20 protein-coding genes are annotated in these 20,177 nt (G+C 40.2%); 14 read left to right on the top strand and 6 right to left on the bottom strand.

Annotated elements, in window-relative coordinates; translation table 11 throughout:
* Positions 1 to 424 precede the first annotated feature (424 nt).
* On the top strand, positions 425 to 2,599 hold the full coding sequence (locus FE005_RS01595) for an HAD-IC family P-type ATPase (RefSeq protein ID WP_368074405.1): 2,175 nt from the start codon (positions 425 to 427) through the stop codon (positions 2,597 to 2,599).
* A gap of 93 nt (positions 2,600 to 2,692) precedes the next feature.
* On the opposite strand, the gene FE005_RS01590 is transcribed toward FE005_RS01595, so the two are convergent.
* Positions 2,693 to 3,667: a S41 family peptidase gene (locus FE005_RS01590; RefSeq protein ID WP_138371196.1), complete on the bottom strand. Its 975-nt coding sequence runs from the start codon at positions 3,665 to 3,667 to the stop codon at positions 2,693 to 2,695.
* Positions 3,668 to 3,909: 242 nt separating this feature from the next.
* Here FE005_RS01590 and FE005_RS01585 point away from each other — a divergent pair, with 242 nt between their 5' ends.
* From FE005_RS01585 to FE005_RS01535, 11 genes are all read left to right on the top strand, one after another.
* Positions 3,910 to 4,122: a helix-turn-helix transcriptional regulator gene (locus FE005_RS01585; protein WP_003125516.1), complete on the top strand. Its 213-nt coding sequence runs from the start codon at positions 3,910 to 3,912 to the stop codon at positions 4,120 to 4,122.
* Complete coding sequence (locus tag FE005_RS01580; RefSeq protein ID WP_138371195.1) at positions 4,119 to 4,703, top strand: hypothetical protein; 585 nt, start codon at positions 4,119 to 4,121, stop codon at positions 4,701 to 4,703. The genes FE005_RS01585 and FE005_RS01580 overlap by 4 nt, the downstream gene beginning before the upstream one ends.
* Positions 4,704 to 4,990: 287 nt before the next feature.
* Positions 4,991 to 5,455 (top strand): PTS sugar transporter subunit IIA, encoded by a 465-nt coding sequence (locus tag FE005_RS01575; RefSeq protein ID WP_005470450.1) that lies wholly within the window; start codon positions 4,991 to 4,993, stop codon positions 5,453 to 5,455.
* A gap of 11 nt (positions 5,456 to 5,466) precedes the next feature.
* Positions 5,467 to 5,775: a PTS fructose transporter subunit IIB gene (locus FE005_RS01570; RefSeq protein WP_103300170.1), complete on the top strand. Its 309-nt coding sequence runs from the start codon at positions 5,467 to 5,469 to the stop codon at positions 5,773 to 5,775.
* Positions 5,776 to 5,796: 21 nt separating this feature from the next.
* Positions 5,797 to 6,909, top strand: coding sequence for a PTS fructose transporter subunit IIC (locus tag FE005_RS01565; protein ID WP_138371194.1), 1,113 nt, complete (start codon positions 5,797 to 5,799; stop codon positions 6,907 to 6,909).
* Positions 6,910 to 6,943: 34 nt separating this feature from the next.
* Entirely contained in the window at positions 6,944 to 7,828 is an 885-nt protein-coding gene (locus FE005_RS01560; protein ID WP_029486417.1) for a class II fructose-bisphosphate aldolase, read from the top strand.
* 37 nt (positions 7,829 to 7,865) lie between these two features.
* The gene (locus FE005_RS01555) at positions 7,866 to 9,845 is read left to right on the top strand and encodes a PTS sugar transporter subunit IIA (protein WP_230320946.1); all 1,980 of its coding nucleotides are present in this window, start codon (positions 7,866 to 7,868) and stop codon (positions 9,843 to 9,845) included.
* A complete protein-coding gene (locus FE005_RS01550; protein ID WP_138371192.1) occupies positions 9,817 to 10,482 on the top strand; it encodes an RpiB/LacA/LacB family sugar-phosphate isomerase in 666 nt (221 codons plus the stop codon). Before FE005_RS01555 ends, FE005_RS01550 begins: the two co-directional genes overlap by 29 nt.
* 190 nt (positions 10,483 to 10,672) lie before the next feature.
* On the top strand, positions 10,673 to 11,599 hold the full coding sequence (locus FE005_RS01545) for a LacI family DNA-binding transcriptional regulator (RefSeq protein WP_138371191.1): 927 nt from the start codon (positions 10,673 to 10,675) through the stop codon (positions 11,597 to 11,599).
* 251 nt (positions 11,600 to 11,850) lie between these two features.
* Positions 11,851 to 13,005 (top strand): glycosyl hydrolase, encoded by a 1,155-nt coding sequence (locus FE005_RS01540; protein ID WP_230320945.1) that lies wholly within the window; start codon positions 11,851 to 11,853, stop codon positions 13,003 to 13,005.
* Between the two features lie 210 nt (positions 13,006 to 13,215).
* Positions 13,216 to 14,007, top strand: coding sequence for an endo-beta-N-acetylglucosaminidase H (locus tag FE005_RS01535; RefSeq protein ID WP_234981437.1), 792 nt, complete (start codon positions 13,216 to 13,218; stop codon positions 14,005 to 14,007).
* A gap of 506 nt (positions 14,008 to 14,513) precedes the next feature.
* Here the strand turns inward: FE005_RS01535 and FE005_RS01530 are convergent.
* Positions 14,514 to 14,702, bottom strand: a complete 189-nt coding sequence (locus tag FE005_RS01530; RefSeq protein WP_003125527.1) for a hypothetical protein — start codon at positions 14,700 to 14,702, stop codon at positions 14,514 to 14,516.
* A 182-nt stretch (positions 14,703 to 14,884) separates the two neighbouring features.
* Positions 14,885 to 15,547, bottom strand: coding sequence for a hypothetical protein (locus FE005_RS01525; RefSeq protein WP_138371189.1), 663 nt, complete (start codon positions 15,545 to 15,547; stop codon positions 14,885 to 14,887).
* 296 nt (positions 15,548 to 15,843) lie between these two features.
* Between FE005_RS01525 and FE005_RS01520 the strand changes: the two genes are divergently transcribed.
* Complete coding sequence (locus FE005_RS01520) at positions 15,844 to 16,125, top strand: metal-sensitive transcriptional regulator (RefSeq protein ID WP_138371188.1); 282 nt, start codon at positions 15,844 to 15,846, stop codon at positions 16,123 to 16,125.
* A gap of 10 nt (positions 16,126 to 16,135) precedes the next feature.
* Positions 16,136 to 17,494, top strand: a complete 1,359-nt coding sequence (locus FE005_RS01515) for an MATE family efflux transporter (protein WP_138371187.1) — start codon at positions 16,136 to 16,138, stop codon at positions 17,492 to 17,494.
* Between the two features lie 15 nt (positions 17,495 to 17,509).
* Here the strand turns inward: FE005_RS01515 and FE005_RS01510 are convergent, their stop codons facing one another.
* From FE005_RS01510 to FE005_RS01500, 3 genes are read right to left on the bottom strand one after another with little or no spacing between them, the layout of a single operon-like run.
* Positions 17,510 to 18,286: an ABC transporter permease gene (locus tag FE005_RS01510; protein ID WP_138371186.1), complete on the bottom strand. Its 777-nt coding sequence runs from the start codon at positions 18,284 to 18,286 to the stop codon at positions 17,510 to 17,512.
* 2 nt (positions 18,287 to 18,288) lie between these two features.
* Positions 18,289 to 19,092, bottom strand: a complete 804-nt coding sequence (locus FE005_RS01505; protein ID WP_138371185.1) for an ABC transporter permease — start codon at positions 19,090 to 19,092, stop codon at positions 18,289 to 18,291.
* Positions 19,089 to 20,063, bottom strand: coding sequence for an ATP-binding cassette domain-containing protein (locus FE005_RS01500; RefSeq protein ID WP_138371184.1), 975 nt, complete (start codon positions 20,061 to 20,063; stop codon positions 19,089 to 19,091). The genes FE005_RS01505 and FE005_RS01500 overlap by 4 nt, the downstream gene beginning before the upstream one ends.
* Positions 20,064 to 20,177 lie beyond the last annotated feature (114 nt).

Genomic DNA, 20,177 nt, shown 5'->3' with positions numbered 1-20,177 from the left:
AAGTACTAAACAAACGAGGTCAGAAAGGAACATTATGCCAAAGCGTGACAGTGAAGTGACAAAAATGAAACGCCAAGCAGCAGCATATTATGCTATATTTTACACAATTAGGTCATCTTTTATGAGAGGATAAATTATTCTTTAGACTATAAAAAATAAAAGTTCCGCAAAAACCAACCGGAAGTCCTATAGATTAACCAGCCATTCTTACGTAAGATGGAATGAGAGTATGACAAATGATAAGAAGAAAGGGTGAGACATCATCGAAAACAAACATGGATTAACCTCAGCAGAGGTAAAAGCACGGATTCAACGGGGAGAAGTCAACAAATCAAAGAAAGATAAGACGAATTCGTATCCGAAAATCATTTTTACAAATGTTTTTACTTTTTTTAATCTGATCAACAGCCTCCTCTTTTTCTTAGTGGCATTAACTGGTTCTTATCAGAATGGCTTATTCGTTTTTGTCGTTTTTAGTAATGTGATCATTAACATGTTTCAAGAAATCCGTTCGAAGCGAACCCTTGATAAACTGGCGCTGTTAAAAGTTGCCAAAGTCAATGTGTATCGTGATGGCAATTTAGAAACATTGCCGATCCATAAATTAGTCCTAGATGACATTCTGTTATTGAAGAATGGTGACCAAGTTCCGGCAGATGCCAAAGTCATCGAAGGTTCATTGGAAGTGAATGAATCGCTATTGACAGGAGAAATGGATAGCATCAGTAAAGAACCTGATGCTGAACTGTTTTCAGGCAGCTTTGTCACAGCCGGTGAGGCACTTTGCCAAGTCATCCACGTCGGCGAAGAAAATTATATTGAAAAAATCAATAAGGAAGCGAAAACGATCAAGCGGCAAAAATACTTGATTCAAGGAAGTCTGAACAAAGTCATTCGCTGGATCAGTATGATTCTGATTCCATTGTGTACGTTGTTATTCCTTAAACAATATTTTATTACGCATGCCTCTTTCAACAAAGCCATTTTGCGAACTGTCGCCGCAGCTGTAGGAATGTTTCCAGAAGGATTATTTTTACTGACGAGTGTGACCTTAACCATCAGTGCCGTCTATCTGGCACGAAAAAAAGTCTTGGTGCAAGAGCTTAACTGTATCGATGCGTTAGCACGAGTGGATGTTCTTTGCTTAGATAAAACGGGAACGATCACAGAAGGACAAATGACAGTAGAGAAAGTGATCCCTTTTACCTCAGAAGAAGAAATGACAGAGATCACGCAAAATCTACTGGCACATTTACCGGACAAGAACCCAACGGCCATGGCGTTAAGAGACTTCTTTCCAGAGAAGGAAACGTATGCGATGCAGTATGTCGTGCCTTTTTCTTCGGAACGAAAATTCAGTTGTGTTTCTTTTGAAGGAAAAGGGACCTACTTTATTGGTGCGGCCTCTATTCTTTTATCCAACGAGCATGCCCCTGTTTTAAAACAAGAACGAGCGCTGGCTGAACAAGGGTATCGGGTCATTGTATTGGCACATAGCCCCCAGACTTGCGAAAATCATGAGTTGCCTGCAACGATTGAACCTTTAGGATTTTTCTTATTATCGGATACGGTCCGATCAGATGCCAAAGCTACTCTAGAGTATTTCAGATCCCAAGCTATTCAGTGCAAGATCATCTCTGGCGATGATCCGGTCACGGTTAGTCAAATCGCCAAAAAAGTCAATCTTCCCGGAGCGTCTGATTATATCGATGTTTCGACGCTTACCTCCGAAGAACTGAAAGAGGCAGTCGGCAACTATCAGATTTTTGGTAGAGTGACTCCACAGCAAAAAAAAGAAATGGTCATTTATTTAAAAGAAATGAATCATACGGTTGCTATGACAGGAGATGGGGTCAACGATGTCCTAGCTCTTAAAGAAGCCGATTGCTCGATCGCAATGGCATCAGGAGTCGATGCAGCAAGACAAGTGGCAAATTTAGTTCTGTTGGAAAACCAGTTTTCGGCGCTGCCTTCGGTACTGGATGAAGGGAGAAGAGTCATCAATAATATTACCCGCTCAGGGTCGCTCGTTTTAGTTCAAGTGCTTTTCTCCATCTTGATCACTATGGGAACACTGTTATCGGGGACCGCTTATCCTTTTGAACCGATCCAACTTACGATCATCAATGCTTGTTTTGTAGGCATTCCTACCTTTTTGTTGAATTTCGAACCGGATTTCAATCGGATCAAAGGCGCCTTTTTGTCTACTATTTTCAAAAATGCTTTCCCGGCTTCGCTGTCAATCGCAATTGGAACATTACTTATTATTAATATCGGGCACTTGTTCGGCAGCAGTGGTCAAGCTTTATCGATCATGTGTGTGATTTTTACTGCATGGAATTACATCTTGATCCAGCGGAAAATTTATCCGCCAAACAGCAAGTACCGAACATTTGTCTTCTTTGGCACACAGCTTCTCTACTTTATCGCATTGATTGTCGGAAGAGATCTATTTAATCTCGGCAATACGACCTATATCAATTTGATTTTGTTGGTCGCATTACTCAACTATTCCGTCTTTATCCAACGATTAGCGAGCAAACTGGTCCATCGTGTTTTTCGGCGCTATGCTAAAAAAGGTGTCCTTCAAAAATCCTAACTTGAAAACAGCGCTAGTGAAGGCGCTGAGATAGAGTAGGTCAGAATCTAAGGAAAAAAAGTATTTTTAGTAAGGATTTTCTCAAATTGCTGGTTAATGAATGGACTTAAGCCATTTTAGTGCAGCATCTTCCGGGTGGTCAGTTATGACATCAGGAAGAATTGGCTTTTCTTCATACAGTATCCCATTGGAACCTTTGATTTTTGCACCTGCTAAGGACAAAGCGTACTTTCCATAAAGAGGAATCATTGAAACTCCTGTGGCATAACCAGCTGTTTCTTCTCCAAAAGAGGAAACATGGTCTTGTCCTAAAAGAGCAACCAGTAGAACTTCAGCTGAACTAGCAGTCTGATGATCTGTTAAGACAGCAATAGGCAAGTGATGAAAGTTTAAGCTAGTTGGTAGACTTAAATTATCTTCTTCAAAACATATTTTCCCGTCTTTCTTGAAGACGGGGATTTTTTTGTTAGGAGAAGTAAATTCGAATAGTTTACCTTCTTTAAAGAAAGGAGCGCATGCCCCTAACATAGGCATCATATTGCCACCGGTATTCCCTCGTAGATCAATAATGACACCTTTGGGATCAGAAATCTTGGAAAGTTGTTCGAGTGCTGTAGTAACGTAAGTGTGCACATTTTCTTCATCACTAGCAGGAAATGAAGGCAAAATGAGGGTCACAATGTTGTCTTCTGCCAAGATTCTAGGGAAAGTAAGCAGAGCTGGATTGAAAAGTGGCGCTTTATCCTCTTGGACTTCAATAATAGCTGAATGATCACCACCAGCTTCCTTTATGGCTTCATTGAGCATGGGCACAACATCATCAAACGTATCGTCTTTTTTGACTTGAGCTAGATAGTTTGGTATTTCTTTCTCAAATCCTGTCTCTTTTGCATATACTCCATAATTCTCCATAATTGTTAATGCATCTTTTGTTAATCGATAGACGGAAGGTGGAATCATATAGATCGGTTTATTAAAAAGTGCGAGTCCGATCTGTAGTCCAAAGAAATGGATCGACAGTCCTAAAATTGCACCGACGGAAAAAAGAGCGATTAATACTTTCTTCATCTCGTACACTCCAATCAATTTTTTATAGGTGGGATTCATTCATTTTAACAGATTATATTGTCAAAATAGAGTGATAAGTTATTTTGTTACTAATGAGGGGCTATATCTAACATTTGAAGGAATAAGTTTGTATTTGGAGGATAGATTGGATTTTATCGAAAATCGGAAATGTAAAGGAACCTTTACACAAGCTGTGAAATATGGTAACTTCTATGTAAAGGAAACTTGACAGGAGTGAGAAGATGCCAGTCATCAATCGTTTAAGAAGCATACGTGAGGAACAAGGATTATCACAAGGCGAATTAGCAGCGATTATGGGCGTTTCTCGTCAAACGATCAACGCCATCGAAACCCACAAATACAATCCTTCATTAGAGTTGGCATTACGGATTGCTCATTATTTTAAATTATCAGTGGAGGAGCTGTTTAAATTGACTGGAGGCACAAACGAATGAAAAACAAGTGGGCAAGTATTTTTGAGAAAGTATTACACGTGCTGTGGGTAGCAGCAAATTTGATTTTCTTTACCTGGGTAGGCTATTGGTTTATTGGAGTCTTATTTATTCTTGGCTTTTATCTCTTGTATGGATTACTTCTTCGATCAGTGAGTAGAATGGAAAAAGAGTCTTATGATGAACGGCAGAATCAGTTGAAAAGCAATAGCTATAAGTGGGGATTGAAAGTTGGATTTATATTATTATTTACTATGCCGGGTTTTTTCAGTAATCCTAGTGATTTCGCTTTTTTTGTCATGGGGATCGTAGGTAGTGTGATAGTGGGCTATCAAATGTTGAGCGGCAGTTTTTTTGGACACAATGCTAGTAAAGGTGAAATTTATACTACATTGATTGTCTCCCTAATTATCGGTGCAGGTGGAACATTTCTTTACTGCCGCGACATGGTCATTGGTTCACAGAAGCTAGTTGCAGAGGGGAGAATCACCATTGATTCCGGTTTTTGGCTTGTTTTAGCCAGTTTAGTGATTAGCCTAACGGGCTGGATGTATGTGTTTAAGGAAAGAGCAAATAGGGCTTAGAATTATACTATTATACTTAGGGTACCTATTTCCTTGGCTTATGTTCTTCTCCATCAATAATAAATTTTATAATATTAGAAATCTACTAACCCGAAAAGCCCAAAAAATTTTGGGCTTTTATTTTTATCTATAAATTTTTTTACTTATAAATGCCCAGGTCTTATTATCTGAAAGTCATGATTGAACAGCAAAGAAAAAAATTCCACAATGCTCTTCCCAATTTCTTTAAAAGCGCTTTCTTTTTTTCTGTTATTCTTAGTGTAATAAGAGATGGAAGGAGCGAAAGAATGGAAACAGTCAATGAAAATCAAACAATATTTGATCGGAATGTTATTGATCTAAATATGAAAGCCAGCACAAAAGACGAAGTGATTCGTGAATTAGCTACTCTATTGTACAAAGAAAATTATCTCAGCAAACTTGACGATTTTATTGCCTCTGTATACGAGCGTGAGGCAGAAGGGATCACAGGAATGGGGAATAACGTGGCAATTCCCCATGGGAAATCAGATTCGGTCATGCGAGCTGGAATCGCAATCGGTAAAACAAACAAAATGATCCACTGGGAATCTTACGATAATCAACCAGTTAATTTTTTCTTTTTGTTTGCGGTTCCGGACGATGTATCTGGTGCAAAATTACACCTGCAATTGTTGAGTAAGGTTGCAGCAAAATTAAGTGATGATGAACTATTAAATCGATTAAAAATAACCCACTCAGTTGATGAGGTTATCGATCGATTAAAGATTTAAGGAGGAAGAAAATGAAAATAGTTGGAATCACTGCTTGTACAGCAGGAATCGCGCATACGTATATTGCAAAGGAAAAAATTGAGAAAGCTGCCATAAAAGCTGGGGATGATGTGAAAATTGAGACGCAAGGTTCGATTGGGGTAGAAAATGAATTAACTGAAAAAGATATTCGTGAAGCAGATATCGTGTTGCTAGCTACGGATATTGGCGTATCTCGGGAACGATTCAAAGGGAAAAAAGTCATTGACATTCCCATAGCAATGATCATGAAATCACCAGAAGGTGTAATCAAGAAAATTCATGAAAAATTAGGCTTATGATCAAGGAAAGGAGTAGCATACATGAAGGGGAAATTTGAGGTAAAGAAACACGTACTGACAGGAATTTCGTATATGATTCCGATCATTGTAGCCGGTGGTATTTTGGGGGCACTAGCAAAAGGGTTTGGCGGATACAATATTGGAGATTTAGTTCAACCGGGAGTCACGCCGTTTTCTGAGATGGATCCTTATACGTGGACAGGTTTTTGGTGGGGAGTCAACAAGCTGAGTTCCTATGCAATGGCCTTTGCGATTGCGGTTATGGCTGCTGGCACCGCCTATTCCATTGCTGGACGGCCAGCTATTGTACCAGCACTTATTTTAGGATATACCGCTAATGAAACAAAAGCCGGATTTTTAGGGGGCTTGCTGGTCGCTTTTGTGATTGGTTATGGTGTGAACTGGGTGAAAAAATGGAAAGTACCAAGTTGGATGCAAGGCTTGATGCCGGTCTTGGTTATCCCAGTAATAGTTACTTTAGTTAGTGGGATGTTGTTTCTAATGATTTTCTCGCCACCGTTAGCTTTCATTATGGATAGATTCCAACAATGGATCATTGCGCTGAATGGCGGAGCAAAGTCTGTGATTGGTGGGGTAATCGGTGCCTGCATGGGATTTGATTTAGGCGGGCCTATCAATAAAACTGCTTCACTGGCAGCCAATGCATTAGGAGCAGATGGAATCAACGGTCCAATGGCGGCTAAACTAGTTGGAGGGATGACACCGCCAATCGGGGCATTCATTGCCACTTTGTTAGCCAAAAAAAAATTTGCACAAGCACAAATCGATACCGCTAAAGCTGCTTTTCCAATGGGATTATGTTTTATAACCGAAGGTGTACTGCCATTTGCGGCAGCAGATCCAGTTCGTTTCATCATCAGCTCCGTCTTAGGATCTGCAACTGCTGGAGCAATAGCGGTAGGATCTGGCGTGGAATCAGTTGCGGCTCATGGCGGTATTTTTGTGATACCAATGATGACGAATCCATTAATGTTCGTTGTAGCTCTGGTAATCGGTTCAGTTGTTACCGGCGTTGTCTATGCGGTCATCAAACGTGAAACGGTAGCAGAAACTGAAACAGTAGAAAACAGTGAAACAGACGATTTCGATTTTGACATTACTTTAGAAGAATAAGAAACGCGATCATATGAAGAAGAGGGGTACAACAATGTTAGTAAGTATGAAATCAATTTTAGAAGATGCCAATAAAAATTATTATGGTGTGATGGCGATGAATAGTATCAATATTGAAATGGCGCGTGCAGGAATCGAAGCAGCCGCAGAACAGCGTTCACCGATCATCATTCAATTCGGTCCTGGTCAAATGAAAAATCATGCACATAAAGAAGAAATGATTCCATTGATCAAGGAACTGGCAGCCAGAGTTACTATTCCTGTTGCGTTGAATCTAGATCACGGCATGGACTTCCAAGTCATTGCTGAATGTATCAATCAAGGCTTTACAAATGTCATGTTTGACGGTTCAAGCCTGTCTTATGAAGAAAACTTGCAAAAGACGGCAATGGTCTGCAGTCTTGCACATAGCGTTGGCTGTTCTGTTGAAGCAGAATTAGGACATGTAGGACAAGCGCTGAACGAAGATGATGCAAATATGGATCTTTACACAAATCCTGAACAAGCATTACACTTTGTTCAAAAAACAGATGTTGATGCTCTAGCTGTTGCGATTGGTACCGCACATGGCAACTACCCCAAAGGGAAAATACCACAACTAGACTTTGAGCGTTTAGCAGAGTTAAAAGAAACGTTGCAGATGCCATTAGTGCTTCATGGAGGAAGTGGTTGCGGGAAAGCCAATTTAAGAAAAGCAGTTTCTTTAGGAATCAATAAAATCAATGTGGCTACAGATGCGTTCACTGTTGCAAAAGAAGCCATGATGAGAGAACTAAAAAAAGACGAGCAAACGGATTATATGCATTTATGTATGGCTGCTGAAGCAGGAGTCAAGCAATTTGTGAAAGATTACATTGAGGTAATCGGCTCAAAGGATCGTTATATTTTCGGCGAGGTTACTTACACGGGTCATGAATAGTTGATGAAAGGCAGAATCTGATAGGAGGGCTTTGGATTTGATAAAAGACAAATTAGTAAAGAGAGAGATCTTACGTTTTCTTCAGAAAAATCCGGAGACCTCTATCAAAAAAATAGCTGAATATGTTGGAAAATCTGAAAAATCGATTCGGAGGAAAATCGCCCAAATCGATGATTTGTTGGTAGAAAATAAACTTGGACGAATTGATACGAAGCCTGGTAGAGGGATCTTATTTGTGCTCTATCCAAATAAGCAAAACCAGTTATTAAAACATTTCAGTGATTTTTCTATACCTGAAGGAATTTCCCAAAATGATGAATGGACATTAATTTGTTTGCTGTTGGAAAGGGCGAGCAATCACTTTATCACTCAAGTAGAATTAGCTGAAAAATTATATGTCAGTATACCTACTTTCAGAAAACTAATGAGTCATGTGAAAGAATGGTTTGCTGATCATCATATTATGATTCAAACGATTCCCGGAAAAGGACTTACTTTGGTAGGTGATGAATATTCAAAACGGATAGCGATTCGAGATGCGATCCTTCTGCAAGAAGATGAAAAACAAACTGTTGTTTTGCAACGATTTGCCAGAGGAATATCTGTTGAAGAAATCTCTGAGATTATTCGAAAAGCAGAAAGTGATTGGAAAATCAAATTTTCTAATACCTCATTTATCAAAATACGAATCATGCTGATTTTGAGCGTTGGAAGATTTTCTTATGCCTCTGATATGCCAACGATTGATGATTTTGAAAGAGAATACACCAATGAATATAGTTTTGTTGAAACCCTTTATCGTGGATTAGAAAAAAGAGGATTCGGAACATTCAATGAGGTAGATAAAAGAATACTTACTGCGGAAATTCTTGTATCAAATAAATTGCGCTGGAAGGATTCGGCAGCACTCACTAATTTAAAAAATCAGTATGATAACGATTTGCTTGAATTTGTTCATACAATCATTTCATCTATTTCAGAAATTTTGCAACAGCCATTGACGGAAGACAAAATTTTGGAAGAAGAACTGACAAACCATCTTCGTTCTGCTATTTTTCGAATGAAATACGGGCACAAAAATTCATCTGAATTGACCCGAGACTTGAAAAAACTCTATGGTCGCGTCTTTTTGAGCGTTTGGTCAACAAGTCAATTATTTGAGGACTACTATAATGTACAGTTAACCGAAGATGAGATTGCTTACATCGTTTTGTATATCGAAGCCGCTATATTGAGAAATCAAAGTCAAGTTGATGCTTATTTAGTAACGGATCGAGGCCGTTCCCAAAGTTTGTTTGCCACTGAATATATTAAAAAAAATATTCCAGAAATCAAAGAGATTTATATTATACGAGAAGAAGAAATTGACTCTACCAGAAAAGATGTCCTTTATTTAACGATGGTTCCAGTAGATTCGGTCACTGCAGTTCCGATTTCTTATCTTCCTTCAAACAAAGATCTTGTGAATATTCGAACGGCTCTTTCTCGTTGGGGAATTGTACCTGGATCAATCTCTATTTTTTCCGATGCATCCAAGCCGTTGCTGGATCCAAGATTGATCTTCGTAAATCAAACATATACAAACAAAGAAGAAGTCGTGACATTTTTATCCAATCAACTAGAAAGTTTAGGGTTTGTATCGCCAAATTTCTATCTGACGGTTTGGAAAAGGGAACAAAAGACAACTACCTGTATCGGTCATCATACAGCGATTCCACATGGAAGTATGACAGAAGTATTTGAACCTAAAGTAGCAATAATGGTTTTGAATGAACCAATTCTTTGGTACGAGGATGAAATGGTGGACACGGTCTTTTTACTGGCCACTAGAATGCAGACCCCGATTGAAATTAGACAGAACAAACATTTTTATCGGGAATTAACCGATTTCACAGAAAACGACTCACTAATGGCCGCTTTTAAAACGAAAAAAAACGCTTTGGCAGCTTTCAATTATCTTTTTTTAAAAATAAATGAGGTGGAAAAGAATGAAAATCGCACTTTTGAACGAATTTAGTCAGGCAGCAAAAAATCCAATTATCCTAAATGAGTTGACAACAATCGGCAACAAATATGGTCATGAGGTTTATAATGTTGGCATGAGTGAACCTTTATTATCAGAAGATCTGCCAGAAGCTTACAGCAAAGACAATCCACGTTTGACTTATATTCATTTAGGTATTCAAGCGGCACTGCTGCTTCATTCAGGAGCGATTGATTTTATTGTGACTGGCTGCGGCACTGGACAAGGCGCATTAATGTCTCTAAATGCCTATCCCGGTGTGATATGCGGGTATTGTATCGAACCAACCGACGCATATCTTTTTTTGCAAATCAATAATGGTAATGCCCTGTCTTTGCCTTATGCTAAAGGATTCAGCTGGGGCGCAGAGCTAAACCTGGAAACAATCTTCGACCGTGCTTTTGGTTCTAACAAAGGAAATGGGTATCCTAAAGAACGGAAAGCATCACAAAATCGCAATGCAGAAATATTGAATGAAGTAAAACAAGTGATGGCAAAACCACTACTGTCAGGTTTGAAAGCACTGGATCCAGCTTTGGTTCGCACCGCGTTAACCCCACGTTTTTTGGAATGTTTTGACGCTGGCTGCCAAAATCCTTCTATAAAAGCCTTTGTAGAAAAAATGAGATAGGAATGAAGAAGAGTAATCAACAACCCGAAGTAGGGAGAACTACTTCGGGTTGTTTGTCTATCACTTATGGTAGAGAAATCTTCCTTTTCATCCCCACAATCTGTCTTTATATTCCTTTTATGGTAGACTACAACTAGACAGAGGAAGATAAAGCAGCAGTGAAAATACATAGCATAAGGAGCAACTGTTTATGGCAACGATTCGAGATATTGCAAGAATGACTGGTTATTCCATCACTACGGTTTCCCGGGTTATCAACGACCATCCGTATGTGGAAGAACAAAAGCGTCAAACCATTTTAGCCATGATGAAAGAACTGAACTATAAGCCGAATAAGATCGCTCAGAAACTAAGCTCAGGAAAAACATTCAATGTGGGAGTCATCGTACCATTTGTCAACCATCCCTTCTTCGATAGAATACTAAATGGCATTATGGAAGAAGCATTTGCGCAACAATATAAGGTGACGCTTTTACCAACTAATTTCGATAAAGCCTTGGAGAAGGACTATTTAGAAGAGTTCGCTGCCAAAGGGTTCGATGGATTGATTGTCATCACTCGTGCCAACCATATTGAGACATTTCGCCCCTATCTTGAAAATGGTCCTATCGTTTTTTGTGAAGATGCCAGCGGAACGGATGTCCCATTTGTAACGATCGATCAAGTTGGCTCAGTGACAGCCAGCATCCTTTATCTTAAAGAACAAGGCGTTAAACGGTTAGGTTTGACTCTTGGCCGCAGCAAACGACTCAGCTGTAATTCGATCAATACGATCGCTAAAGCAAAGGAGCTCTTTCCCGGGTTTTCAGAAGAGGACATTTTTTGGGATTGTATCAAAGCAGAAGATGGCGAGGCTGCGGCTGTTTTTTTCAAAGACCGGGGCGTTGACGGGATCATTACCAATGGAGATGAAATCGCAGCGACAATATTATCTCAATATGGGGAAAGAAAAGCACCTCTGATTATCGGTCAAGAAAACTTACTGATCAGTCGATTACTGAACTTTTCAACCGTTGAATTCCATTTGCACCTCTGTGGACAAGAAGCGTTCCGTCTATTCCAGGAACGGAGTAGGGAACAAATCGTTTTACCGTTTGAATTGCTTGTTCGCAGTTAAGCAATGCTCTAAAAATGTGTTATCAAAATCACCATTCTTTTTTAGGAGACTGCCGTTTTGCAAGAAAAGGATAAGAAAGCCCTCATGAGAATAGAGGGCTTCTTTTGTTGCTATTTTTAGTGCATTCTTTTTTTACTTTAAAGAAAAATCTTTAATTTGTTATGAAATACCTATAATTTGTTCCTAGATATTTCATTAAGTAAGCGCTAACATGAAGTGTATCAAATTTTATTCTGAAAGGATGGATGTTGATGAAAAAAGTCGTTTTGGGATTGTTTGCCGCTAGTTCGTTGTTGCTTTGTGGGTTTTTGTTTGGGGTTGAGGGATCTGCCACGACTGTTGAGAAATCGGAAAAAACATTTATGGTCTATTACCGCACATGGAGAGATCAAAGTATTCCATCTGAACAAAATAATCAGATCCGAATGACAGATATTCCTTATGGTATTGATGTGGTCAATGTGTTCCACGCAAATGTGAGTGATGCAGATAGTAAAGTCTTTTTTGATGAAGTCGCCAATGTTTATGCACCAGAATTACACAAGCGAGGAACAAAGCTTGTACGAGGATTAGATTATCGCGAACTATTGAAAGTTCCTACAACGCAGAGCCAACCAACAGCAAAAGAATTTAACGATTATGCAAAGCAGCTTTTAGATAAATATATGACACCAGGAATTGATGGCCTTGATTTTGATATGGAAAGTACTTATACTACCAGTCAACTGAAAATCGCCCATGGGGTGATCGAGGCCCTCTCACACTATATTGGACCGAAGTCAGACACAGATACACTGCTGATTTATGATACTGTAGATATCTTTTCCCTAGAGCCATTTACTCCTGTTTCATCAGCGTTCAGTTTTTTGGGTGCACAGCAATATGGATCGAATGCCACGCGGGCGGAGTCTTCATGGAACAACACGTTCTCAAAGACAGGTATCGAACGGTCTCAGTATTTAGTCGGTCTCTCGTTTCCTGAAGAACGTACCAATCAAACATGGGGAGATACCCGTGAACCTTATGAGTCCAGCAATCTCTATAGTGTCGCAAATTATGTCCGTACAACTGAAACTGGAGGCATGTTTCTTTATGCGATTGACCGCGATGGTATCCAAGGAAGAAACGATCAGTTGTTGAAGACGGACTTTCTCTGGACAAAAACGGCGATTTTGGAATCAAAAGGCTACTCTTTGGCGGAGTCGCAAGCTTTTGCTAAACATTATCTTGCTAGAAAGAACGACCAGTTTTCCGATCGCCAAGTTCAAGAATTAAGTCAACAAATCGAACGTGCCACTTCTCATTATGAAGTGAATCGAGTGTTTTTGGCTGCTAAGTATGAAGAAGCGATCAGCCCTGAATATGACCCATTGAAAGAAGCTGCGCTTATGGCAGCAGAACAATAGACTCTATGCAAAAAAAATCTTCGTAAATGATGTGTAAATATCTGATTATTATAGGAGGCGTTGACAGTGAACAATAAGAATCAACTAGCAGTGAAACCATCTCGAAGATTCACAGTTGCTTTTGTGGTGATGGTTCTTTTAAGTCTCTTTTCTTTGGCCGCACCGGTTTTAGAAGCTCAGGCTGCCGATCAAGTCACACCGAAAACAGTGATGTATGTTGAAGTCAATGACAACGAATTTAGAAACATTGGGAAATATACGCTAGCCGGAACGGACAAACCTGCAATCGACATCGGGATCATTTTTGCTGCGAATATCAATTATGATCCAGCGACAAAGCAAGCCTATCTTCATTTAAATGAGCAAGTACAAAAAACACTAGCCGAAAAGGAAACCCAGATCAAACCGTTACAAGCACGAGGCACAAAAGTTCTCTTATCGATATTAGGAAATCACCAAGGAGCTGGTTTTGCAAATTTCACAGATTATGCCAGTGCTGATGCGTTTGCTGCGGAGCTAGAACAAGTGGTGAAAACGTATGGTTTAGACGGAATCGATTTTGATGATGAGTATGCAGAATACGGGAAAAATGGGACACCTCAACCAAATGATCAGTCATTCATTTGGCTTATTCAAGCATTGAGAAATCGTCTTGGGACAGATAAGCTGATCACACTATATAATATTGGTCCCGCTGCCGAGAATTCAATGTATAATGAAAATGTTTCAAAGACGATCGATTATAGCTGGAATCCATATTATGGCTCTTGGCAGGTTCCTTACTTTGTTGGAATGGGGGCCGACCGTTTAGGACCAGCGGCTGTAGAAGTAGGAAGAAACCAAGCGCAAAGCATTCAATATGCTAAACGGACGAAGGCTGAAAATTACGGGATTTTCCTAATGTATAATCTTCGCAGCACCAACTCTGCCGATTATCTTTCAGGAATCACACAGGAATTGTATGGAAAGAAGACTGTATATACAGAGACTATTCCAAACTAGAAGGATTCAAATCAAAATGAGAAATGTGTCATAGATAACGACTGTGGGGGACGCTTCAACAAGAAGTGCCTTCGCAGTTTTTTTATTCGAGGATAGGATTATCAGCAGATCTCCGTAGCTGGAAATTTATCAACAAAAGTAGAATAAATGTTTTTTTATTGGGAGATTTGAGGGAAATAGAATAGTAAATCTTTGTTTTGCTCAGCAATAAGACCACTTGAAATTCGTAGAAGAATGGCTTACCATTGTTCTGTAGTTCCGAAAAACAAACAAGGAAGAAGTACCAGGCAAGAGCACTTGGGGAAGATTCTCTTGGGGGAAGCCTGATACATCTCCTGTTTTTTTATTTTAACATTATTTGCAAATAATGTAGAGAGATATTGAATAAATAAAATAAAAATACTTTATACATTTTGGTGTTTCAACGAAGCAACACTAATTGGGCTGCCTTTTTTCTGTCTTGGGGATCCTGTACCTAAAATCAGTTTCCTCAGTCTCTGAAAGTTTTATCCCACCAATGATGCAGTTTTGATTGAAAAGTTGCAAAGTTTCGCAACTCCTGTTTCAGAAGTACCTTGAATCAACACTGTAGCTGTATTTTCGTAAACATGAATAACGCTAACATCTTGTAAACCACTAAAGCCAATAACCTTTGCCTGATAGTCTTGACCAGGAAACACTTGATATTTTTCCATGTTTGCTCTCCTTTTTTATTTTAATTTATTCTTATTTCAAAAGAATAATAAGTAAAAAGCATAAAAAAGTAAAGGAAAACGATTTAAAGGAGACAACTAAGATTTTGCTGTTCATTTTGTTCTTTTAAAAATGTATTGAAGGGGATAGTCAAAGCCATGTAGTTTTCTTATGAGAACTTAAGTTATTTAATTATCAAGTAAATTAAGTAGGCATTTGGTAAGGTTTTCAAGTTATCTGGTGCTAGATTATTTGCCATATCATCATAGATTTTTAATCCATCATTTCCTTCTGCTAAATAAAGCAGTGGGACTTTTTTATTTTTCTCGAGTTTCACTTTGCCGTTTTTGATAGTAGTCACAGCACCAAATTGTCTGTCTTCCTGTGTAAGGGGAAAGTCATAGTCGGAAAGATCGGTGACTGTTTGTGACATGGCGCCATTGGAGAATAACTTCACCAATAAATGATTCTGTCCTTCCGCAATACCAAAGTTTAAATAGCCACTGATGGAAACATCTTGTTCATAAGTCAAAGAAGCAACTGATTCATGAGCACTTAATTCACCTTTGCGATAGTGATCAAAATAGACTGTTAATGAGGTTGCCGTGGTGTTGAATTTTAGTTGCGAACCATATGCCAGTAGCAAACTCGTCAAATCTGGTTCATTTTCTAGTTGAACAAGCTGACCATCAGGGACACCAGCTATTTTGCTACCCTGAAAAGGCCAGTAATTGAAGTGATTCAAGAACAGACCCAGCACTACAACAATCAGGGTAGGGAGGAGGATGAAAACAAGACGTTTTGGCTTGCGCGATTTATGAGTTGCTGGCTTTTCAGATAGCTGCATGTTGATTCGCTCCTTTTAAGTTGATCTTTCTTCTTTGATTTTCTCACAGTATAGTGTTTAAAACAATATTCAAAGTGTAAAATTACTATATAATATGACAGTACTTGTAAAAGTTGCACTAAGTGAGTTTGTTGCTGTCTGTTTCTCTCATTCATGACCAGAGTTGTAGCACCTCCGAGGAAAGATAGTTGAAATGACTTTAGCAATAGAAGAATTAAACATAACTTTTTGACTTAGAAATAATGATTACGTACAATAGGGGTGGGGGGTACCCCTATATTAAAGGAGGAATCGCTATGTCACATGCCAAAGAACATCAAACAGATGAATTACTTAAACGCCTGAATAAAATTGAAGGGCAAGTCTCTGGGATTAAAAAGATGGTCGTCGCTAATAAAGATTATGGGGATATCATGATCCAGTTGAACTCAGCTCGTTCGGCCATTCAAAAAATCAGCCAAATCCTCTTGGAGGCCCAAGCGGATCATGCGTTGATACATGTTAGTGCAGGTTCAGATTTGGATGAAGAAATGAAGGCCTTGAAACGGGTGATCACCCAATACAACAAGTTGAATTGAGTGACGGGATATGACTAAATTAAATGCTGATTTGCCAAAAGACATGCAAATCCAGAAGCGAATCATTCATTTGGCATTGCCAGCAACTGTGGAGAATGTCTTGGAAACGACAGTTGGCTTTATTGATTCATTGATGGTTTCCAAAATCGGATTATTTGCCGTTGCAGGTGTTGGTTTAGCTAATGCAATATTGAATGTATATATAGCTATTTTCATTGCTTTAGGAATTGGGACATCTTCATTGATTTCACGAAGTATCGGCGCAAATAACCTAGAAAAAGCAAAGCAGATCGCTAAGCAATCGTTGTTGTTGGCAATCATCTCTGGTCTTTTTCTTGGAATTGTAAGTTTAGTAGCTGGACCTCAGCTTTTAACGATCATGGGAGCGACAAAAGAAACCCTTGATTCTTCCCTGCAATTTTTTAGTATTGTAGGGGGCGGAGCTATTGTTATTGCAACGATGTCTACTTTAGGAAGTATGCTACGAGCAATCGGAGATACCAAAACACCAATGAAAATCGGTATTATTACGAACGTATTGAATGTCGTAGTGGATTATGTCTTGATTTTTGGTGTAGGGCCAATTCCAGCTTTAGGTGTGATGGGAACAGCGTTAGGAACATTAATTGCCAGATCGTTAGGTACGATATTACTTTATCGAAAAGTACAGCATTCTGTTATTGCTTTTCCATTGTTTACTCGATTGAATAAAAGTAGTTTCAATGAACTGTTGCGAATTTCTTTTCCAGCAGCGTTGGAGCGGTTAGTGATGCGTTTGGGACAGGTATTGTACTTTGGTCTGATCGTGGCGATTGGTGCCAAAACCTATTCAGCACACACCATTGCTGGCAGTATTGAAAGCTTTGTGTATATGCCTGCCTATGGGTTGGCGACGGCTGCTGCTACCCTGACGGGAATGAGTATAGGAAAGAAAGATTATGATGAGACAAAACGAATTGCTTTTTTATCTGTAAAATATGGTGTGATTATTCTTAGTCTCTTAGGGATTGGACTATTTATTGGGTCTCCGATTGTTGCTACTTTGTTCACGAAAGATCCCGAAGCACTTCGTCAAATCGTGGTGGCTTTGAGGATCGATGCGTTCAATCAACCAGGATTAGCGATCAGTCTCATTCTAGCTGGCGTGCTGCAAGGAATGGGAGACACCAAGACACCATTGTATAGTACAGCGTTTGGGATGTGGGTGATACGAATAGTAGGTGTGATAGTGTTAGGCAATAGCTTGAATTTAGGGATCGCTGGTGTTTGGCTGGCAATTGGGATCGACTTGTACACTCGCTCGGCTTTTTTGTCCTATCGTTTTAAAAGAAATATCCGCAGACTTACGAAAAAAGGAAGCCCCGACTGAGGACTTCCTTTTTCATTACGAACCGGTAGAAACATACTTGCTCAGACCAAAGCGCCAAAACAAGAGGGCGGGAATACCAAATGGCAAGCATAGTAATGGGGAAAACGCCCACAGTGGCTGCTCCAGCCGACCAATGATAAATAAAAAGGGGTAGTATTGAAACCAAGCCATTGGAATGACATAGGTCAAGATTCGCAAGACATGTTTGCCGTAGATGCTAAATGGATAGCGGCCAAATTCGCGGGCGCCGTCCGTAAAGATGTTCATGAATTCCAATCCCTGAAGGGTGAAAAAAGAAATGGCGGCATAAATCAAAAAGAGAAAAAAGAATAAGACGGCACCACAGAGAATCATCAAAGTCAGAGTCAGCACTTTGATTGGCTGCCAATCAATGCCGCTTGTTGGCAGTACATAGCAAAACAAGAGCAATGCTTGCAGGAGCCGACCAATGCGAGTGAATTCCATTTTAGCAGCCAGTACTTGAAAGACTAGCGGTCGGGGCCGGACCAATACGCGATCAAATTCACCATTGGCGATCATTTGCGGAAATAGGTCGAACCCGCGAGCAAAACATTCCGCTAATGAAAAAGAAAAAAGGATTGTCGCAAAGCACAGCAGCACTTCCTCAAATGAGAAGCCATCCACTTGATGGAACCGGGAAAACATAAACAAAATTCCTAGAAAAGCGGTAAAGGAACCAAGGAATTGGCCTAATGCCGTCAAGAAGAACGAAACCTTATATTGCATTTGACTTTTCAAATGGATACTAAAATATTTCCAGTAAAGAGACATCTTCAACCCCCCTGTACGATCACTCGTTTTAACGCACGAGCCATCCAAAACTTGCCACCAGCTACCAATACCACCAACCAAAAAAGCTGCATTCCCAGCGTCAGCCATAACGCATTTCCAACCAAATCCCCGCTATAAATCCGCAAAGGCACATTTTGCATCGCGGCAAAAGGCAGTAATTCAGCGATTTGTCGAAAAGGCTGTGGGAAAAATGGCAACGGAATAATGGCACCAGCGAGAAATTCACCGATTGCCCCCATCACAACTCGCACCCCGAGAGAAGAAAGGGTATAGAATGTCGAAATATAAATCAACATGGACACAGCCACTACGACGCCTAAACTTAAAACCAGCGACAGCATAAATAGCAGTATGCTCATCAGATTTTCTGGTAAGACCAAACGATAGGGCACTGGCAGCAAAAAGGCGATAGCAAAAATAGGCAGGCAGCGCAGCAACGCTTTTGCACAGCGATTCGCTGCCGATTGGCAAAACCAGCGGTCATAGAGATCCATTGGACGAGCCAACTCGTAAGCGATCGTTCCTGATGTTATGGCATCAAAAATCTCATTTTCAAAAAACCATAACATGAACAATGCTAAGAAAGCTTGCTGCATCCAGACATAAGAAACGGTTTGCTGAAAGGTCATTGGAAAAGCAGCTGGATCGGTCTGATAAAAGGCGCGGAAAGCGAAAATCTCCAACATGCCCCAAACGAATTGTGTCACCATTCCAGCGAATGCTGCCGATCGATATTGCAGACTATTTGTAAAACGGATGCGAAAAAGTGCCTGATACTTGTTCATATATGGTACTCCTTATACAACTTAGCAACCATTTCTTCTGCTGTGATACTGGAAACAGACAGATCAGTGATCTCCACTTGCTGGCTAAGCTGTGTGATGGCTTGCGGCACGGTCAGCTGATTTGGATCAATCGTTAGTTCCAATCGCCCGATTTCTGCTTGGGTCACAGTGGCGCCTGCTGGAAGTGTCGGCGCGGTTCCTAGATAATCGATCTGCAATGTTTTGGCGTCAGAGAAGCGTTGCTTCAGCTCTGGCAATTGACCATCTAATAAAATTTGCCCTTTACCAATCAGTAAAATGCGTTCTGTCAATGCTTCAATGTCCTGCATGTCATGGGTCGTTAGGATGACAGTCGTTCCCTTTTCCTGATTACGCTTTTTGATGAATTGGCGCACCGCGATCTTAGACACCGCATCAAGGCCAATCGTCGGTTCATCTAGAAACAAAATCTTGGGATCATGGAGCAACGAAGCGGCAATCTCGCAGCGCATACGTTGCCCTAGACTCAAGGAACGGGCGGGGGTTTTCAACGTTTCGCTTAGATCGAGCAAAGTGACTAGCTCTTCCAGATTTTGCCGATAGACTTGCGGATCGACCCGATAAATATCACGAATCAGCTCGAAACTGTCGATGACTGGGACATCCCACCAGAGCTGACTGCGTTGACCAAAGACAACGCCAATGTCTCGGACATGATCGATCCGTTCTTTCCATGGAACGCGCCCGTTGATCAAGCACGTTCCGTCATCAGGTGTCAAAACACCGCACATGATTTTGATGGTGGTACTTTTCCCGGCACCGTTCGGACCGATGTATCCGACCATTTCTCCTTCTTGAATCGTAAAGCTGATATCTTGTAAAGCGGGGATCGTTGAAACCTCTCGATGAAAGAGCGCTTTGGTAGCATTACGAAAACCACTTTGGCGTTTCGCGACTTTGAAGCTTTTGTTGAGGTGTTGCACTTGGATCATTTGGATTCACTCACTTTCTTTTTTGGCAAAAAACGCGACAAAAAGAGCATCCGAAAACACGAATACTCGCAACGAGTTGGTCCAAACGAACATGGTTGGGGCAGCGGTTCGTCA

It is taken from the genome of Enterococcus sp. M190262, assembly GCF_005843965.1.
In the GTDB taxonomy this organism is placed as follows: domain Bacteria; phylum Bacillota; class Bacilli; order Lactobacillales; family Enterococcaceae; genus Enterococcus_D; species Enterococcus_D gallinarum.
This window is presented reverse-complemented; position numbering and strand designations above follow the sequence as displayed.

Coding starts and splice junctions, on each gene's coding strand:
- FE005_RS01590 (WP_138371196.1), bottom strand. CDS start 3,667: ATGAAGAAAGTATTAATCGCTCTTTTTTCCGTCGGTGCAATTTTAGGA.
- FE005_RS01535 (WP_234981437.1), top strand. CDS start 13,216: ATGTATGTTGAAGTCAATGACAACGAATTTAGAAACATTGGGAAATAT.
- FE005_RS01550 (WP_138371192.1), top strand. CDS start 9,817: ATGAAAATCGCACTTTTGAACGAATTTAGTCAGGCAGCAAAAAATCCA.
- FE005_RS01585 (WP_003125516.1), top strand. CDS start 3,910: ATGCCAGTCATCAATCGTTTAAGAAGCATACGTGAGGAACAAGGATTA.
- FE005_RS01560 (WP_029486417.1), top strand. CDS start 6,944: ATGTTAGTAAGTATGAAATCAATTTTAGAAGATGCCAATAAAAATTAT.
- FE005_RS01570 (WP_103300170.1), top strand. CDS start 5,467: ATGAAAATAGTTGGAATCACTGCTTGTACAGCAGGAATCGCGCATACG.
- FE005_RS01565 (WP_138371194.1), top strand. CDS start 5,797: ATGAAGGGGAAATTTGAGGTAAAGAAACACGTACTGACAGGAATTTCG.
- FE005_RS01525 (WP_138371189.1), bottom strand. CDS start 15,547: ATGCAGCTATCTGAAAAGCCAGCAACTCATAAATCGCGCAAGCCAAAA.
- FE005_RS01540 (WP_230320945.1), top strand. CDS start 11,851: ATGAAAAAAGTCGTTTTGGGATTGTTTGCCGCTAGTTCGTTGTTGCTT.
- FE005_RS01575 (WP_005470450.1), top strand. CDS start 4,991: ATGGAAACAGTCAATGAAAATCAAACAATATTTGATCGGAATGTTATT.
- FE005_RS01500 (WP_138371184.1), bottom strand. CDS start 20,063: ATGATCCAAGTGCAACACCTCAACAAAAGCTTCAAAGTCGCGAAACGC.
- FE005_RS01580 (WP_138371195.1), top strand. CDS start 4,119: ATGAAAAACAAGTGGGCAAGTATTTTTGAGAAAGTATTACACGTGCTG.
- FE005_RS01545 (WP_138371191.1), top strand. CDS start 10,673: ATGGCAACGATTCGAGATATTGCAAGAATGACTGGTTATTCCATCACT.
- FE005_RS01515 (WP_138371187.1), top strand. CDS start 16,136: ATGACTAAATTAAATGCTGATTTGCCAAAAGACATGCAAATCCAGAAG.
- FE005_RS01530 (WP_003125527.1), bottom strand. CDS start 14,702: ATGGAAAAATATCAAGTGTTTCCTGGTCAAGACTATCAGGCAAAGGTT.
- FE005_RS01510 (WP_138371186.1), bottom strand. CDS start 18,286: ATGTCTCTTTACTGGAAATATTTTAGTATCCATTTGAAAAGTCAAATG.
- FE005_RS01505 (WP_138371185.1), bottom strand. CDS start 19,092: ATGAACAAGTATCAGGCACTTTTTCGCATCCGTTTTACAAATAGTCTG.
- FE005_RS01520 (WP_138371188.1), top strand. CDS start 15,844: ATGTCACATGCCAAAGAACATCAAACAGATGAATTACTTAAACGCCTG.